Raw genomic sequence first — 16068 nt, 5'->3', positions numbered from 1 at the left:
GCAGCATCCGTCTGACCAACCGTCAGACCTTCCAGTTCCACGGCATTCTGAAGAAGAACGTCAAGCCGGTGCACCAGATGCTGCACTCGGTGGGGCTGGACGCGCTGGCGACCGCCAACGACATGAACCGTAACGTGCTGTGCACCTCTAACCCGGATGAGTCCGAGCTGCATGCGGAAGCCTACGAGTGGGCGAAAAAGATCTCTGAACATCTGCTGCCGCGCACCCGCGCCTATGCGGAGATCTGGCTCGATCAGGAGAAGGTCGCGACCACCGACGAAGAACCGATCCTCGGCGCGACCTATCTGCCGCGTAAATTTAAAACCACGGTGGTGATCCCGCCGCAGAATGATATCGATCTGCACGCCAACGACATGAACTTCGTGGCGATTGCTGAAAACGGCAAGCTGGTGGGCTTTAACCTGCTGGTCGGTGGCGGTCTGTCTATTGAGCACGGGAATAAGAAAACCTACGCCCGTACCGCCAGTGAGTTTGGTTATCTGCCGCTGGAGCATACGCTGGCGGTAGCGGAAGCGGTGGTAACCACCCAGCGTGACTGGGGTAACCGTACCGACCGTAAAAACGCGAAAACCAAATATACCCTCGAGCGTGTCGGCATCGACACCTTTAAGGAAGAGGTTGAGCGTCGCGCGGGGATCAAATTTGAGCCGATCCGCCCGTATGAATTTACCGGTCGTGGCGATCGTATCGGTTGGGTGAAAGGGATCGATAACAACTGGCACCTGACGCTGTTTATCGAAAACGGCCGTATCCTGGATTACCCTGGACGTCCGCTGAAAACCGGTCTGCTGGAGATCGCCAAGATCCACAAAGGCGATTTCCGCATCACCGCCAACCAGAACCTGATCATCGCCAGCGTGCCGGAAAGCCAGAAAGCGAAGATTGAGAAGCTGGCGCGCGACCATGGGTTGATGAATGCGGTGAAACCGCAGCGTGAAAACTCAATGGCCTGCGTCTCGTTCCCGACCTGTCCGCTGGCGATGGCGGAGGCTGAGCGTTTCCTGCCGTCGTTCACGGACAAAGTGGAAGCGATTCTGGAAAAACACGGTATCCCGGACGAGCATATTGTGATGCGCGTGACCGGCTGCCCGAACGGCTGCGGCCGCGCGATGCTGGCGGAGCTGGGCCTGGTGGGCAAAGCGCCGGGGCGCTACAACGTGCATCTGGGTGGCAACCGCATGGGGACGCGTATTCCGCGGATGTACCGCGAAAATATTACGGAATCAGAAATTCTCGATTCTGTTGACGAACTGGTTGGGCGCTGGGCGAAAGAGCGTGAAGCGGGTGAAGGCTTCGGCGACTTTACGGTGCGTGCGGGCATCATTCGCCCGGTGCTCGATCCAGCGCGTGATTTCTGGGAATAAGTTCCCTTTGCCTGGTGACGCGACGGTTTTGTAGGCCTGATAAGCGTAGCGCCATCAGGCATAAGATGAGGTAATTATGTCCGTACTCGATCTACACGCATTGAACGATCTGCCGAAAGTTGAACGCGTTATGGCTCTGGCTGAAACTAACAGCCAACTGGAAAAGCTGGACGCCGAAGGCCGCGTGGCGTGGGCACTGGAGAATTTGCCGGGAGAATATGTGCTTTCTTCCAGCTTTGGTATCCAGGCGGCGGTGAGTCTGCATCTGGTGAATCAGATTCGCCCGGATATCCCGGTGATCCTCACCGATACCGGCTACCTGTTCCCGGAAACCTACCAGTTTATTGATGAGTTAACGGACAAACTCAAACTTAATCTCCAGGTCTATCGCGCCAAAGAGAGCGCTGCCTGGCAGGAAGCGCGTTACGGCAAACTGTGGGAGCAGGGCGTTGAAGGCATTGAGAAATACAATGACATCAACAAGGTCGAGCCGATGAACCGGGCGCTCAAGGAGTTAAACGCGCAGACCTGGTTTGCCGGCCTGCGCCGCGAGCAGTCTGGTAGCCGTGCTACGCTGCCGGTGCTAGCGATTCAGCGCGGCGTGTTTAAAGTGCTGCCGATTATCGACTGGGATAACCGTACCGTTTACCAGTATCTGCAAAAGCACGGACTGAAGTACCATCCGCTGTGGGATCAGGGCTATCTGTCTGTGGGCGATACGCACACCACCCGCAAATGGGAACCGGGTATGGCGGAAGAAGAGACACGGTTCTTCGGGCTGAAGCGCGAGTGCGGGCTGCACGAAGGGTAATCCCGTGCCTGATGAATTCAACGCCTCCAGCGCGATGCTGGGGGCGTTTTTTTATGCCTTTGTAATACGATGAGGGTTAGCTGCTTTTTTCTGCCTTCGCCAGCTCCCGCATCAGCGGCATCATTACCCGCACCACCTCGCGGCTACGGCGCTCAATACGCCCCGGCAGCGCTTTATCAATATATTGCTGGTTGTCGAGTTGCGCGTTATGCCAGCTGGTGCCGTCCGGGAAGCTGGCGCTTTTCGCGCGTTGCTGGTAGCCGTCCTTTTTGCCAAGCGACCAGTTGGTGGCTTCGACGGAGAGTACCGGGATACCCGCCTGGTCGAAGACTTCGGCATCGTTGCAGCAACCGGTACCCTGCGGGTATTGCGGATTGAGGCCTGGGTTGGTGGCGGCAGCAATGCCGCGGCTGTGGGCCAGGGTCAGCGCCCGGTCGCGGGTTAACTTGCGCACCGAGGCCGGAGTTTTGACGCCGCTGTTGAAATAGAGCTTATCGCCGACCACCAGATTATCGAGGTTAATGACCAGCAGGGTATTTTTCTTTTCCGCGCTGCTCATGCGCTTAAGTAAATTCTCAGCGCCGAGTTTTCCCTCTTCTTCACCGCTGGTAGCGATAAAACGGATGCCATACTCTGTGGGAATATTTTTAAAACGCTCCGCCAGCTCCAGCATCACGCCGAGGCCCAGTGCGTTATCGTCGATGCCCTGAAGCGTCAGACCGCCGAGATTCTGTTCGACGTCGCTGTCGCTGTGCGGCGCGTAGGTGTCGAGATGCGCCATGATAATAATCTGCTGGCTGGATTTCCCTTCATGCGCCGCGATAACCGTACTGCCGACCACGTTATGCCAGTTTTTTCGGTTATCTTTGCTGGTGTAGATATAGCGGCTGTTAAAGGTACGGATATCGCTCTGGTAACCCATTTGCGCAAACTGCTGACGAATATAGTCGGCAGAGAGCATTTCAGCCGGTGTACCGGTGATGCGTCCTGGGAAATAGGTAGCAATATAGCGAGCCTGGGTATTGGCGATCGTGCCCAGCGACGAGGCGGCGGCCTGTGCCGGAAGGGTGAAGCATACGCCGAGCGCCAGGGCTGCCATGCAGTGGCGCAATGCGGAGAACATAGGAAGTCCTTACAACAGAGCAAAAAAATAGACGCGCTTAGTATGAAACTGTGGTTTTCATTACACAATTTCAAAAGCTCTTAAATGCCCGAAAAATAGCATGTTAAGCACTTTTTGATATTTGCTTTTCCAGCGCGTTATTCCTTTGAGTAACTACTCATTCCTTTTCGTAATTTCATTTGGTCTAAACCTACCCCTATAGTCGCTCTATTGCTGATTGTTAGCGAGTTGTAGCACGACACCGCAGCAACCCAATAAGCGCCAACGACAAGATCGGCCCTCAACACAACAGACGTGCAATGAATCAGGCTTAAGGAACGGTTATGGACCAAAAACGACTTACTCACCTGCGGCAACTGGAGGCGGAAAGCATCCATATCATCCGTGAGGTGGCCGCCGAATTCTCTAATCCGGTGATGATGTATTCCATCGGCAAAGATTCCAGCGTAATGCTGCACCTGGCGCGCAAGGCGTTTTATCCGGGCACGCTGCCGTTCCCGCTGCTGCACGTCGACACCGGCTGGAAATTCCGTGAAATGTACGAGTTCCGCGATCGTACCGCCAAGGCCTACGGCTGTGAGCTGCTGGTGCATAAAAATCCGGAAGGGGTGGCGATGGGCATCAACCCGTTCGTCCACGGCAGCGCCAAGCACACCGACATCATGAAAACCGAAGGGTTAAAACAGGCGCTGAACAAATACGGCTTTGACGCCGCGTTCGGCGGCGCGCGCCGTGACGAAGAGAAATCCCGCGCCAAAGAGCGTATTTACTCCTTCCGCGACCGCTTCCACCGCTGGGATCCGAAAAACCAGCGCCCGGAGCTGTGGCATAACTACAACGGCCAGATCAACAAAGGCGAAAGCATCCGCGTGTTCCCGCTCTCCAACTGGACCGAGCTGGATATCTGGCAGTATATCTATCTGGAAAATATCGAGATTGTTCCGCTGTACCTCGCCGCCGAGCGCCCGGTGCTGGAACGTGACGGCATGCTGATGATGATCGACGACGATCGTATTGATTTGCAGCCGGGAGAAGTGATCAAAAAACGCATGGTGCGTTTCCGTACCCTGGGATGCTGGCCGCTGACCGGCGCGGTAGAGTCCGACGCGCAAACGCTGCCGGAAATTATCGAAGAGATGCTGGTGTCGACCACCAGTGAACGTCAGGGCCGCGTGATTGACCGCGACCAGGCTGGCTCCATGGAGCTTAAAAAACGTCAGGGTTATTTCTAAGGAGCCGCCATGAACACCACTATTGCACAACAAATTGCCGATGAAGGCGGCGTAGAAGCGTATCTGCACGCCCAGCAGCACAAAAGCCTGCTGCGCTTTCTGACCTGCGGCAGCGTGGATGACGGCAAAAGTACGCTGATTGGCCGCCTGCTGCACGACACCCGCCAGATTTACGAAGACCAGCTCTCGTCGCTGCACAACGACAGCAAGCGCCACGGCACCCAGGGCGAGAAGCTCGATCTGGCGCTGCTGGTGGACGGCCTGCAGGCCGAGCGCGAGCAGGGCATCACCATCGATGTGGCCTATCGCTACTTCTCTACCGAGAAGCGTAAATTTATTATCGCCGACACCCCGGGGCACGAGCAGTACACCCGCAACATGGCTACCGGCGCGTCGACCTGCGACCTGGCGATCCTGCTGATTGACGCCCGTAAAGGCGTGCTCGATCAGACCCGTCGCCACAGCTTTATCTCCACGCTGCTGGGGATCAAACACCTGGTGGTGGCGATCAACAAAATGGATCTCGTCGACTACAGCGAAGAGACCTTTAACCGTATCCGCGAAGAGTATCTGACCTTCGCCGAGCAGCTGCCAGGCAACCTGGATATTCGCTTCGTCCCGCTCTCCGCGCTGGAAGGCGATAACGTCGCCAGCAGCAGCGACAAGCTGCCGTGGTACAGCGGCCCGACGCTGCTGGAAGTGCTGGAAACCGTGGAAATTCGTCGTACGGTAGATACCCAGCCGATGCGCTTCCCGGTGCAGTACGTGAACCGTCCGAACCTCGACTTCCGCGGCTTCTCCGGTACGCTGGCTTCCGGTGTCGTGAAGGTTGGCCAGCGCATTAAGGTGCTGCCGTCGGGCGTCGAGTCTACCGTGGCGCGCATCGTGACCTTTGACGGCGATCTGCAGGAAGCGGCGGCAGGCGAAGCCATCACGCTGGTACTGAAAGATGAAATCGACATCAGCCGCGGCGACCTGCTGCTTGACGCACAGGACGCGCTGCCAGCGGTACAACGCGCTTCGGTTGACGTGGTGTGGATGGCCGAGCAGCCGCTGACGGCAGGGCAAAGCTACGATATCAAGATTGCCGGCAAGAAAACCCGCGCCCGCGTCGACGGCATTCAGTATCAGGTGGATATCAATAACCTGACCCAGCGCGAAGTCGAAGCGCTGCCGCTGAACGGCATCGGTCTGGTGGATCTGACCTTTGATGAGCCGCTGGTGCTCGATAAATATCAGGAAAACCCGGTGACCGGCGGCCTGATCTTTATTGATCGCTTAAGCAACGTCACCGTCGGCGCCGGTATGGTGCGTGAGCCGAATAGCGAGGATGCGGTGGTGAATTCAGAGTTCAGCGCTTTTGAACTTGAACTGAATGCGTTGGTGCGCAAACACTTCCCGCACTGGGGCGCGCGCGATTTGCTGGGAGGCAAGTAATGGCGGCACATGACGAAAACGTCGTCTGGCACGCCCATCCCGTCACCGCGCAGCAGCGCGAGCAACTCCACGGTCACCGTGGAGTTGTGCTGTGGTTTACCGGGCTTTCGGGCTCGGGAAAATCCACCGTGGCCGGGGCGCTGGAAGAGGCGTTGCATCAGCTTGGCGTCAGCACCTATCTGCTGGATGGCGATAACGTGCGCCACGGGCTGTGCAACGATCTCGGTTTTACCGATGCAGACCGTAAAGAAAATATTCGCCGCGTCGGTGAAGTGGCGAAACTGATGGTCGATGCCGGGCTGGTGGTATTGACCGCATTTATCTCGCCTCACCGCGCCGAACGCCAGATGGTGCGCGAGCGCGTGGGGGACGATCGCTTCTTTGAAATCTTCGTCGATACGCCGCTGGCGACCTGCGAGGCCCGCGATCCAAAAGGGCTGTATAAGAAAGCGCGTGCCGGAGAGCTGCGTAATTTTACCGGTATTGATTCATCATATGAATCTCCCGAGCGGCCTGCGATCCAGCTGGATGGTGAACAATTAGTAACAAATTTGGTTGCGCAATTATTAGATCTACTGAGGCAGAGCGATATTATCAGATCCTGAAAACGTGTCGGAGTTTGCTTGCTCCGACCTAACAGGATTATTTATGCGTGATACTCAGAACCTCAACGTGGCCCAGCCCGAGTCACTTGCCCCCGCTTATGACGAAACCACCTGGTCTTTGTCAGGGGCTTTTGTGGGCTTTGTGGCGTGGTTGATGGCGCTGGGTATCCCCTACCTGCATTACGGCAATAACACACTGTTCTTCTTTCTCTACACCTGGCCTTTTTTCCTTGCCCTGATGCCCGTGGCGGTGGTGGTTGGCGTTGCGTTTCACTCGCTGGTGAAAGGCAAGATAGGTTACACCATTGTTGCTACGCTGCTGACCGTCGCCGTGCTGTGCGGTTTGCTATTCATGTGGATTATGAGTTAATCCCTTCGCATGAGCGTTCATCGGCGGCGATTGCCGGCCAACACGCAGAAGAAATGTGGTACATTTCCGGCGATGTGCGGTATCGCCTGCGGCCGGAGTGGAGTATGACGGCAAGTTATGGGATGATAGAGCCGTTTTTCAGGGGGCAGGATGGGTAAATTAACGCTGCTATTACTGGCTTTGCTGGTCTGGCTACAATATTCACTGTGGTTCGGCAAGAACGGTCTGCATGACTTCAGCCGGGTCCGTGATGATGTATCCGTACAACAAACAACCAATGCAAAATTAAAAGCGCGCAACGATCAGCTTTTCGCCGAAATTGACGACCTCAACGGCGGCCAGGAAGCGATTGAGGAACGCGCACGTAACGAACTCAGCATGACCCGTCCGGGCGAAACGTTCTATCGTCTGGTTCCGGATGCGTCTAAACGCACGCAGGGCGCAGGGCAAACGCAAACTAATCGATAATCAGTCCCAGGATGACGACATGGCCGTGACTTTTCCAGGCGTATGCGCCGTGGTGCCGGCAGCCGGATTTGGCCGCCGCATGCAAACGGACTGCCCAAAACAATATCTCTCAATCGGTAACAAAACGATTCTTGAACATTCGGTGGACGCGCTGCTGGCTAACGCGCGCGTTCAGCGGGTGATTATCGCCGTCTCTGCCGGAGACGAACGCTTCGCCGAGCTTCCGCTTGCGCAACATCCCCAGATTACCGTCGTTGAAGGCGGCGCCGAACGCGCGGACTCCGTGCTGGCGGGCCTGCGCGCCATTGATGATGCGCAATGGGTGCTGGTGCACGACGCGGCGCGCCCGTGTTTGCACCAGGACGATCTGTCGCGGCTGCTTAGCTTAAGCGAAACCAGCCGCGTCGGGGGGATTCTGGCTGCGCCGGTGCGCGACACCATGAAGCGGGCCGAGCCGGGCAAAGCGGCCATTGCGCACACGGTCGATCGTAACGATCTGTGGCATGCGCTGACGCCGCAGTTCTTCCCGCGCGAGCTGCTGCTGGAGTGCTTAACCCGCGCGCTGAACGAAGGCGCGTCGGTTACCGACGAAGCGTCGGCATTAGAATATTGCGGCTTTCATCCCGAGTTGATTGCCGGACGTGCTGATAATATTAAGGTGACCCGCCCGGAAGACCTGGCGCTCGCTGAATTTTACCTCACCCGCTCGGGTAACCCGGAGAATGCATAATGCGAATTGGACACGGTTTTGACGTACACGCCTTTGGCGGCGAAGGCCCGATTATCATTGGCGGCGTGCGCATCCCGTACGAAAAAGGGCTGCTGGCGCACTCCGATGGCGACGTGGCGCTGCACGCGTTGACCGACGCCCTGCTGGGCGCGGCGGCGCTGGGCGATATCGGCAAGCTGTTCCCGGACACCGATCCGGCGTTCAAGGGCGCCGACAGCCGCGCGCTGCTGCGCGAAGCCTGGAAACGCGTACAGGCCAAGGGCTACACCCTTAGCAACGTCGACGTCACCATTATTGCCCAGGCGCCGAAAATGCTGCCGCATATTCCGCAGATGCGCGTGTTTATTGCCGAAGACCTCGGCTGCCATATGGATGATGTCAACGTTAAAGCGACCACCACCGAGAAGCTCGGCTTTACCGGACGCGGGGAAGGCATTGCCTGCGAAGCGGTCGCGTTGCTGAATAAGGCCACGTCATGATTCAGTTCGATGCACTCACCTACCTGCACGGTAAGCCGCAGGAGACGGGGCTGTTAAAGGCCAGCCCGGAAGATTTCCTGGTGGTGGAAGATTTAGGGTTTGAGCCGGACGGCGAGGGTGAACACATTCTGGTGCGCATCCTGAAAAACGGCTGCAACACCCGCTTTGTCGCCGACGCGCTGGCGAAGTTTCTCAAAATTCACGCCCGCGAAGTGAGCTTTGCCGGGCAGAAAGATAAACATGCGGTCACCGAACAGTGGCTGTGTGCGCGCGTGCCGGGCAATACGATGCCGGATTTAAGCCAGTTTCAGCTGGAAGGCTGTCAGGTGCTGGAATATGCGCGTCATAAGCGTAAGCTGCGTTTAGGCGCGTTAAAAGGCAACCAGTTCACGCTGGTGCTGCGTGAGGTGAGCGGTCGCGAGGATGTTGAAGCGCGATTGCAGGCGATTGCCGAGCGCGGCGTGCCGAACTATTTTGGCGCTCAGCGTTTTGGCATTGGCGGCAGCAACCTGCTTGGCGCGCTGCGCTGGGCGGAAAGCGGCGCGCCGGTGCGGGATCGGAATAGACGCAGTTTTTGGTTGTCGGCGGCCCGCAGCGCGTTGTTTAATCAGCTGGTGAGCGAACGCCTAAAAAAAACGGACTTTAATCAAGTTGTTGACGGCGATGCGCTACAATTAGCGGGACGCGGCAGCTGGTTTGTCGCCAGCGAAGAAGAGCGGGCCGAATTACAGGCTCGCGTCGACGCGCGTGAATTAATGATTACCGCAGCGCTGCCCGGAAGCGGCGACTGGGGAACACAGCGTACCGCCCTGGAATTTGAACAGACCGTGCTGGCCGAAGAGACGGCGCTGCAGTCGCTGCTGCAGCGTGAAAAAGTCGAAGCCGCGCGCCGCGCCATGCTGCTCTATCCGCAGCAGCTGAGCTGGAACTGGTGGGACGACGTCACCGTCGAACTGCGCTTCTGGCTGCCGGCGGGCAGTTTCGCGACCAGCGTGGTAAGGGAACTTATCAATACAACAGGTGATTATGCGAATATTGCTGAGTAACGATGACGGGATCCATGCGCCAGGCATTCAGACGCTGGCCAGAGCCTTGCGGGAATTTGCCGAGGTTCAGGTAGTTGCACCCGATCGTAACCGCAGCGGCGCGTCGAACTCGTTGACGCTGGAATCCTCGCTTCGTACCTTCACTTTCGATAACGGCGACATTGCCGTGCAGATGGGCACGCCAACCGACTGCGTCTATCTGGGCGTCAATGCGCTGATGCGTCCGCGCCCGGATATCGTGGTTTCAGGCATTAATGCCGGCCCCAATCTGGGCGATGACGTGATCTACTCTGGCACGGTTGCCGCCGCCATGGAGGGCCGCCACTTAGGTTTCCCCGCGCTGGCGGTATCGCTCAACGGCCATCAGCACTATGAGACTGCCGCCGCCGTGGCCTGCTCGCTACTGCGCGCGCTCGCCCGCGAACCGCTGCGCACCGGGCGTATCCTCAACGTCAACGTGCCCGACCTGCCGCTTGAGCAAATCAAAGGCATTCGCGTCACCCGCTGCGGAAGCCGTCATCCGGCGGATCAGGTGATCCCGCAGCAGGACCCGCGCGGCAATACGCTGTACTGGATTGGGCCGCCGGGCGACAAATGTGACGCCGGGCCGGATACCGATTTCGCCGCGGTTGACGCGGGCTACGTGTCGGTGACGCCGCTGCATGTGGATCTCACCGCGCACAGCGCGCATGAGGTGGTGAGCGGTTGGCTGGAGCAGGCGAGGGTCGACGCGCAATGGTAGTCAGTCAACGTATCCAGAGCCTGCTCAATCAGCTACGTCAGCTGGGCATCCGCGATGAGCGCGTGCTCGACGCGATGGCGCAGGTTCCGCGCGAAAAATTTATTGATGAAGCGTTTGAACACAATGCGTGGGAGAACGTAGCGCTGCCGATTGGCCAGGGGCAGACGATTTCGCAGCCCTATATGGTGGCGCGCATGACCGAGCTGCTGGAGCTGTCGCCGGAGTCCCGCGTGCTGGAGATTGGCACCGGGTCGGGCTACCAGACGGCGATTCTGGCGCATCTGGTGCATCATGTCTGCTCGGTTGAGCGCATCAAAAGCCTGCAATGGCACGCCCGGCGTCGCCTGAAGCAGCTTGATTTACACAATGTATCTACCCGCCACGGCGATGGCTGGCTGGGGTGGCAGGCTCGCGCCCCGTTCGACGCCATTATCGTTACGGCGGCTCCGCTGGAAATCCCGGTTGCGTTAATGTCGCAGCTGGACGAAGGCGGGATTCTCGTTTTGCCCGTGGGCGATGATCAGCAGTATCTCAAACGCGTTCATCGGCGGGGAGACGAATTCATTATTGATACCGTAGAGGCCGTTCGCTTCGTTCCCCTGGTAAAAGGGGAGCTGGCCTGAGTACCGGATTTTTCTGAAGGTATTCGGCTCAATTCAGCGTATGGTGAACACATTTTCCAGTGTTCATCACCTGCGTTGCACGGTATTAAGTCACTGGCAGTTAACCTATTCCTGGGGGATTAATGAGCGCGGGAAGCCCTAAATTTACCGTCAATCGTGTTGTGGCATTATCACTGGTTTCACTTTGGCTGGCCGGTTGTACTTCTTCAAATAACACACCAGCGCCAGTCAGCTCCGTGAACAGCGGTGGCTCCAGCAGCACTAACTCCGGCATGCTGATTACGCCGCCGCCGAAAATGGGCAGCACGGCGCAGTCTACGCCTCAGATTCAACCGGTACAGCCGGTTCAGACCCAGCCAGTGCAGGCGCAGCCGCAAATCGCGCAGCCTGTTGCCGAACAACCGGTGCAGATGCAGAACGGTCATATCGTCTATAACCGTAAATATGGCGACATTCCTAAAGGCAGCTATACCGGCGGCAGCACCTACACGGTGAAGCACGGCGATACGCTGTTCTATATCGCGTGGGTGACCGGGAATGATTTCCGTGACCTGGCGCAGCGCAACAACGTAGCGGCGCCGTACGCTCTGAACGTCGGCCAGGTTCTACAGGTCGGTAACGCGTCCGGCCAGCCGATTACCGGCAATAACCCGGTCGCCGTGGCCAGTGCGCAGGCCAGCAGCGGAAATTCCGGATTAGTCTCAAAACCTGCACAAAATTCAACCGCGGTTGTTGCGTCGACTCCGACAATTACGTATTCTGAGGATTCAGGTGAACAAAGTGCTAACAAAATGTTGCCTAACAACAAGCCTGCGACAACCGTCACAGCGCCTGTAACGGCACCAACTGCGAGCACAACCGTACCGAATGCCAGCAGTACTTCAACCAGTTCGCCAATCTCTACGTGGCGCTGGCCAACTGACGGCAAGGTAATCGAGAACTTTAGCGGCACCGACGGTGGCAACAAAGGTATCGATATTGCGGGCAGTAAAGGACAGGCAATCGTCGCAACCGCCGATGGGCGCGTCGTCTATGCCGGTAACGCACTGCGCGGTTACGGTAATCTTATTATCATCAAACACAACGATGATTACCTGAGTGCCTACGCTCATAACGATACAATGCTGGTCCGGGAACAACAGGACGTCAAGGCGGGGCAGAAAATCGCTACCATGGGTAGCACCGGAACCAGTTCAACACGTTTGCATTTTGAAATTCGTTACAAGGGGAAATCCGTCAACCCGCTGCAGTATTTACCGCAGCGATAAGTCGGCAAAGTACTTCACATGAACGCTTTCAGGCGACGTCGGCGACCGCGGAGGTCGCCTGAAAAGTGACATGATAAGGTGCATTGCCTGGGGATCACGGGTAGGAGCCACCTTAAAAAGAGTCAGAATACGCTGAAAGTTCATGATTTAAATGAAGACGCGGAATTTGATGAGAATGGAGTAGAGGTTTTCGATGAGAAGGCCTTAAATGAAGAGGAACCCAGTGACAACGAACTCGCAGAAGAAGAGCTCTTATCGCAGGGTGCCACTCAACGTGTACTCGATGCGACTCAGCTTTATTTAGGCGAGATCGGTTATTCTCCGTTATTGACCGCTGAAGAAGAAGTTTATTTTGCTCGTCGTGCTCTACGTGGCGACGTTGCCTCACGCCGTCGGATGATTGAAAGCAACCTCCGTCTGGTGGTGAAAATTGCCCGCCGTTATGGCAATCGTGGTCTGGCGCTGCTGGATCTGATTGAAGAGGGCAACCTGGGGCTGATTCGCGCCGTAGAGAAGTTCGACCCAGAGCGTGGGTTCCGTTTTTCAACCTACGCCACCTGGTGGATTCGACAGACTATTGAACGGGCGATCATGAACCAAACCCGTACTATTCGTCTGCCTATCCACATTGTAAAAGAGCTGAACGTCTATCTGCGTACCGCGCGCGAATTGTCCCATAAGCTGGACCATGAACCGAGCGCTGAAGAGATAGCTGAGCAGTTGGATAAGCCGGTTGATGACGTAAGCCGTATGCTGCGTCTCAATGAACGCATCACCTCAGTTGATACGCCGCTGGGCGGAGATTCTGAGAAAGCGCTGCTGGACATCCTGGCCGATGAAAATGAAAACGGCCCGGAAGACACCACGCAGGACGATGACATGAAGCAAAGCATCGTGAAATGGCTGTTCGAACTGAACGCCAAACAACGAGAAGTGCTGGCGCGTCGTTTTGGTCTGTTGGGGTATGAAGCAGCTACGCTGGAAGATGTCGGCCGCGAGATTGGCCTGACCCGCGAACGCGTGCGTCAGATTCAGGTTGAAGGTCTGCGTCGTCTGCGCGAAATTCTGCAGACGCAGGGGCTGAATATCGAAGCGCTGTTCCGCGAATAAGCCCGTTTTGTTCAAAGAGGTCAGCCGCAAGGCTGGCCTTTTTCTTTGCTTTTTTCGGCGTTATTCCATCATCTTACGGATTAGCTGCGTGAACTGCTCGCGCTCCTGCGGCGTCAGGCGCTGTAAAAATTCGTTATCCACGTGGTTTCCCACCGGCTGACTGGCCGCCAGCAGCGCTTCGCCTTCCGCGGTTAAAAACACAAACCGCCGACGCTTATCGTCGGGATCATGCTCACGCTTGACCCATCCGCGAGCTTCCATTCGGCTGAGCATCTCCGCCAGCGTCGCTTTCGTACTCACCGCCACGCTGGTAAGCGCCACCTGTTCTATGCCCGGGGACTCGGCGATCGATCGCATCACCGCATACTGCGGCTTGGTCAGCTCCGGTAATTCGTGCTGCCAGCGTGACGTATGCTGCTGAAAAAGATGGCGAAGCAGGTGAAACGCTTCGTTTTTGATCTCCATGATCGCTCTCCGGAAATAAACCTGTGCTTATGATAGCCGCTCACGTCCTATTGAACAAAAAATGCGAGCATGGCGGATCCGCCTTGCCAGACTCGTCTGACAGGAGTAGTTTAACCACATTGTTCGTACGCGAACGAAATTGAGGTGAACGATGAGATTGATTATTGGCATGACGGGAGCTACCGGTGCGCCGTTGGGGGTTGCGCTGCTACAGGCGCTACGGGAGATGCCGGAGGTGGAAACGCATCTGGTGATGTCGAAGTGGGCTAAAACCACCATCGAACTGGAAACCCCGTGGAGCGCGCGTGAAGTGGCGGCAATGGCCGACTTCAGCCACAGCCCTGCCGATCAGGCCGCCACGATCTCATCCGGCTCTTTCCAGACCGACGGCATGATTATTATCCCGTGCAGCATGAAAACGCTGGCCGGTATTCGCGCCGGTTACGCCGATGGCCTGGTGGGCCGTGCGGCGGACGTGGTGCTGAAAGAGGGGCGTAAGCTGGTGCTGGTGCCGCGCGAAATGCCGCTCAGCACCATTCATCTGGAAAATATGCTGGTGCTCTCGCGCATGGGCGTGGCGATGGTGCCGCCGATGCCCGCGTTCTACAACCATCCGGAAACGGTGGACGACATCGTGCAGCACGTGGTGACCCGCGTCCTCGACCAGTTCGGCCTCAAACATGACAAAGCGCGTCGCTGGCAGGGTTTACCGGCGGCGAACCATTTTTCACAGGAGAATGCATAATGGCTTTTGATGATTTACGCGGTTTCTTGCAGGCGCTGGAAGACCAGGGCCAGCTGCTGAAAATCAGCGAAGAGGTAAATGCCGAGCCGGATCTGGCGGCCGCGGCCAATGCGACAGGCCGTATTGGCGACGGTGCGCCCGCCGTGTGGTTCGATAACATTCGCGGCTTTACCGATGCCCGTGTGGTGATGAACACCATCGGCTCCTGGCAGAACCATGCCATCTCGATGGGGCTGCCGATCAACACGCCGGTGAAGAAACAGATTGATGAATTTATTCGCCGCTGGGACAACTTCCCGATTGCGCCGGAGCGCCGCGCTAACCCGGCGTGGGCCGAGAACACCGTGGATGGCGAAGACATTAACCTGTTCGACATTCTGCCGCTGTTCCGCCTGAACGACGGCGACGGCGGTTTCTACCTCGATAAAGCGTGCGTAGTGTCACGCGATCCGCTGGACCCGGACAACTTCGGCAAGCAGAACGTCGGTATCTACCGCATGGAAGTGAAGGGCAAGCGCAAGCTGGGCCTGCAGCCGGTACCGATGCACGATATCGCGCTACACCTGCACAAAGCGGAAGAGCGCGGCGAAGATTTGCCGATCGCTATTACGCTCGGCAACGATCCTATCATTACCCTGATGGGGGCTACGCCGCTGAAATACGATCAGTCGGAATATGAAATGGCCGGCGCGCTGCGTGAAAGCCCGTATCCGATTGCCACCGCGCCGCTGACCGGTTTCGACGTGCCGTGGGGCTCTGAAGTGATTATCGAAGGGGTCATCGAAGGTCGTAAGCGTGAAATTGAAGGGCCGTTCGGCGAGTTCACCGGCCACTACTCCGGCGGTCGCAATATGACGGTGGTGCGCATCGATAAAGTCTCTTACCGCACGAAACCAATTTTTGAATCGCTGTACCTCGGCATGCCGTGGACCGAAATCGACTACCTGATGGGGCCGGCAACCTGCGTTCCGCTCTATCAGCAGCTGAAGGCCGAGTTCCCGGAAGTGCAGGCGGTGAACGCCATGTACACCCACGGCCTGCTGGCGATCATTTCCACCAAAAAACGCTACGGCGGCTTTGCCCGCGCGGTCGGCCTGCGCGCCATGACCACGCCGCACGGCCTGGGCTACGTGAAGATGGTGATTATGGTTGATGAAGACGTTGACCCGTTCAACCTGCCGCAGGTGATGTGGGCGCTGTCCTCGAAGGTTAACCCGGCGGGTGACCTGGTGCAGCTGCCGAACATGTCGGTGCTGGAGCTGGATCCTGGCTCAAGCCCGGCGGGCATCACCGACAAACTGATTATCGACGCCACCACCCCGGTTGCGCCGGACAACCGCGGTCACTATAGCCAGCCCGTACAGGATCTGCCTGAAACCAAAGCGTGGGCTGAAAAACTGACCGCTATGCTGGCTAACCGTAAGTAAGG

At 57.3% G+C, this 16068-nt stretch carries 18 protein-coding genes; 16 read left to right on the top strand and 2 right to left on the bottom strand.

From position 1 onward, the window contains the following. Both cysI and cysH read left to right on the top strand, forming a co-directional pair. Nucleotides 1-1385 (top strand): assimilatory sulfite reductase (NADPH) hemoprotein subunit (cysI, locus tag ACK5JN_RS00170; protein WP_416868296.1); only part of this gene is annotated, 1385 nt, incomplete at its 5' end. Nucleotides 1386-1461: 76 nt separating this feature from the next. Next, nucleotides 1462-2196, top strand: coding sequence for a phosphoadenosine phosphosulfate reductase (cysH, locus tag ACK5JN_RS00165; protein ID WP_416868295.1), 735 nt, complete (start codon nt 1462-1464; stop codon nt 2194-2196). Nucleotides 2197-2272: 76 nt separating this feature from the next. On the opposite strand, the gene ACK5JN_RS00160 is transcribed toward cysH, so the two are convergent. Next, on the bottom strand, nt 2273-3319 hold the full coding sequence (locus ACK5JN_RS00160) for an aminopeptidase (protein ID WP_416868294.1): 1047 nt from the start codon (nt 3317-3319) through the stop codon (nt 2273-2275). 323 nt (nt 3320-3642) lie between these two features. Here ACK5JN_RS00160 and cysD point away from each other — a divergent pair, with 323 nt between their 5' ends. From cysD to rpoS, 12 genes are all read left to right on the top strand, one after another. Continuing rightward, nucleotides 3643-4551, top strand: coding sequence for a sulfate adenylyltransferase subunit CysD (gene cysD, locus ACK5JN_RS00155; protein ID WP_064543103.1), 909 nt, complete (start codon nt 3643-3645; stop codon nt 4549-4551). Between the two features lie 9 nt (nt 4552-4560). Further along, on the top strand, nt 4561-5988 hold the full coding sequence (cysN, locus tag ACK5JN_RS00150) for a sulfate adenylyltransferase subunit CysN (protein WP_416868293.1): 1428 nt from the start codon (nt 4561-4563) through the stop codon (nt 5986-5988). Continuing rightward, entirely contained in the window at nt 5988-6593 is a 606-nt protein-coding gene (cysC, locus tag ACK5JN_RS00145; protein ID WP_416868292.1) for an adenylyl-sulfate kinase, read from the top strand. Before cysN ends, cysC begins: the two co-directional genes overlap by 1 nt. Nucleotides 6594-6636: 43 nt before the next feature. After that, a complete protein-coding gene (locus ACK5JN_RS00140) occupies nt 6637-6963 on the top strand; it encodes a DUF3561 family protein (protein ID WP_416868291.1) in 327 nt (108 codons plus the stop codon). A gap of 150 nt (nt 6964-7113) precedes the next feature. Continuing rightward, entirely contained in the window at nt 7114-7431 is a 318-nt protein-coding gene (gene ftsB / locus ACK5JN_RS00135; RefSeq protein ID WP_163446291.1) for a cell division protein FtsB, read from the top strand. 19 nt (nt 7432-7450) lie between these two features. Then, nucleotides 7451-8161, top strand: coding sequence for a 2-C-methyl-D-erythritol 4-phosphate cytidylyltransferase (gene ispD, locus ACK5JN_RS00130; protein ID WP_416868290.1), 711 nt, complete (start codon nt 7451-7453; stop codon nt 8159-8161). After that, nucleotides 8161-8640: a 2-C-methyl-D-erythritol 2,4-cyclodiphosphate synthase gene (gene ispF / locus ACK5JN_RS00125; protein ID WP_416868289.1), complete on the top strand. Its 480-nt coding sequence runs from the start codon at nt 8161-8163 to the stop codon at nt 8638-8640. The genes ispD and ispF overlap by 1 nt, the downstream gene beginning before the upstream one ends. Beyond that, on the top strand, nt 8637-9686 hold the full coding sequence (gene truD / locus ACK5JN_RS00120) for a tRNA pseudouridine(13) synthase TruD (RefSeq protein ID WP_416868288.1): 1050 nt from the start codon (nt 8637-8639) through the stop codon (nt 9684-9686). Before ispF ends, truD begins: the two co-directional genes overlap by 4 nt. Further along, nucleotides 9667-10428 carry a 5'/3'-nucleotidase SurE gene (gene surE, locus ACK5JN_RS00115; protein WP_416868287.1) on the top strand — a complete coding sequence of 254 codons (762 nt, stop codon included), beginning with the start codon at nt 9667-9669 and terminating at the stop codon, nt 10426-10428. The genes truD and surE overlap by 20 nt, the downstream gene beginning before the upstream one ends. Further along, nucleotides 10422-11051, top strand: a complete 630-nt coding sequence (locus tag ACK5JN_RS00110; protein WP_416868286.1) for a protein-L-isoaspartate(D-aspartate) O-methyltransferase — start codon at nt 10422-10424, stop codon at nt 11049-11051. The genes surE and ACK5JN_RS00110 overlap by 7 nt, the downstream gene beginning before the upstream one ends. A 122-nt stretch (nt 11052-11173) precedes the next feature. Then, nucleotides 11174-12319, top strand: a complete 1146-nt coding sequence (gene nlpD, locus ACK5JN_RS00105; RefSeq protein WP_416868285.1) for a murein hydrolase activator NlpD — start codon at nt 11174-11176, stop codon at nt 12317-12319. 93 nt (nt 12320-12412) lie between these two features. After that, nucleotides 12413-13429, top strand: a complete 1017-nt coding sequence (gene rpoS, locus ACK5JN_RS00100) for an RNA polymerase sigma factor RpoS (protein ID WP_416868298.1) — start codon at nt 12413-12415, stop codon at nt 13427-13429. Nucleotides 13430-13489: 60 nt separating this feature from the next. On the opposite strand, the gene ACK5JN_RS00095 is transcribed toward rpoS, so the two are convergent. Next, on the bottom strand, nt 13490-13894 hold the full coding sequence (locus tag ACK5JN_RS00095; protein WP_416868284.1) for a MarR family winged helix-turn-helix transcriptional regulator: 405 nt from the start codon (nt 13892-13894) through the stop codon (nt 13490-13492). A gap of 151 nt (nt 13895-14045) precedes the next feature. On the opposite strand from ACK5JN_RS00095, the gene ACK5JN_RS00090 reads away from it, so the two are divergent. Both ACK5JN_RS00090 and ACK5JN_RS00085 read left to right on the top strand, forming a co-directional pair. After that, nucleotides 14046-14639, top strand: coding sequence for a non-oxidative hydroxyarylic acid decarboxylases subunit B (locus tag ACK5JN_RS00090; RefSeq protein WP_416868283.1), 594 nt, complete (start codon nt 14046-14048; stop codon nt 14637-14639). Then, nucleotides 14639-16066: a non-oxidative hydroxyarylic acid decarboxylases subunit C gene (locus tag ACK5JN_RS00085; RefSeq protein ID WP_416868282.1), complete on the top strand. Its 1428-nt coding sequence runs from the start codon at nt 14639-14641 to the stop codon at nt 16064-16066. Before ACK5JN_RS00090 ends, ACK5JN_RS00085 begins: the two co-directional genes overlap by 1 nt. Nucleotides 16067-16068 lie beyond the last annotated feature (2 nt).

It is taken from the genome of Kluyvera sp. (assembly GCF_047971185.1).
Taxonomy (GTDB): Bacteria; Pseudomonadota; Gammaproteobacteria; order Enterobacterales; family Enterobacteriaceae; genus Kluyvera.
Note: the sequence above shows the minus strand (reverse complement) of the source record. Positions and strands in the feature narration are given on the sequence as shown.

Excerpts from the sequence above, each read along its gene's own strand:
- cysH (WP_416868295.1), top strand. The coding sequence starts at position 1,462 with ATGTCCGTACTCGATCTACACGCATTGAACGATCTGCCGAAAGTTGAA.
- ACK5JN_RS00160 (WP_416868294.1), bottom strand. The coding sequence starts at position 3,319 with ATGTTCTCCGCATTGCGCCACTGCATGGCAGCCCTGGCGCTCGGCGTA.
- cysD (WP_064543103.1), top strand. The coding sequence starts at position 3,643 with ATGGACCAAAAACGACTTACTCACCTGCGGCAACTGGAGGCGGAAAGC.
- cysN (WP_416868293.1), top strand. The coding sequence starts at position 4,561 with ATGAACACCACTATTGCACAACAAATTGCCGATGAAGGCGGCGTAGAA.
- cysC (WP_416868292.1), top strand. The coding sequence starts at position 5,988 with ATGGCGGCACATGACGAAAACGTCGTCTGGCACGCCCATCCCGTCACC.
- ACK5JN_RS00140 (WP_416868291.1), top strand. The coding sequence starts at position 6,637 with ATGCGTGATACTCAGAACCTCAACGTGGCCCAGCCCGAGTCACTTGCC.
- ftsB (WP_163446291.1), top strand. The coding sequence starts at position 7,114 with ATGGGTAAATTAACGCTGCTATTACTGGCTTTGCTGGTCTGGCTACAA.
- ispD (WP_416868290.1), top strand. The coding sequence starts at position 7,451 with ATGGCCGTGACTTTTCCAGGCGTATGCGCCGTGGTGCCGGCAGCCGGA.
- ispF (WP_416868289.1), top strand. The coding sequence starts at position 8,161 with ATGCGAATTGGACACGGTTTTGACGTACACGCCTTTGGCGGCGAAGGC.
- truD (WP_416868288.1), top strand. The coding sequence starts at position 8,637 with ATGATTCAGTTCGATGCACTCACCTACCTGCACGGTAAGCCGCAGGAG.
- surE (WP_416868287.1), top strand. The coding sequence starts at position 9,667 with ATGCGAATATTGCTGAGTAACGATGACGGGATCCATGCGCCAGGCATT.
- ACK5JN_RS00110 (WP_416868286.1), top strand. The coding sequence starts at position 10,422 with ATGGTAGTCAGTCAACGTATCCAGAGCCTGCTCAATCAGCTACGTCAG.
- nlpD (WP_416868285.1), top strand. The coding sequence starts at position 11,174 with ATGAGCGCGGGAAGCCCTAAATTTACCGTCAATCGTGTTGTGGCATTA.
- ACK5JN_RS00095 (WP_416868284.1), bottom strand. The coding sequence starts at position 13,894 with ATGGAGATCAAAAACGAAGCGTTTCACCTGCTTCGCCATCTTTTTCAG.
- ACK5JN_RS00090 (WP_416868283.1), top strand. The coding sequence starts at position 14,046 with ATGAGATTGATTATTGGCATGACGGGAGCTACCGGTGCGCCGTTGGGG.
- ACK5JN_RS00085 (WP_416868282.1), top strand. The coding sequence starts at position 14,639 with ATGGCTTTTGATGATTTACGCGGTTTCTTGCAGGCGCTGGAAGACCAG.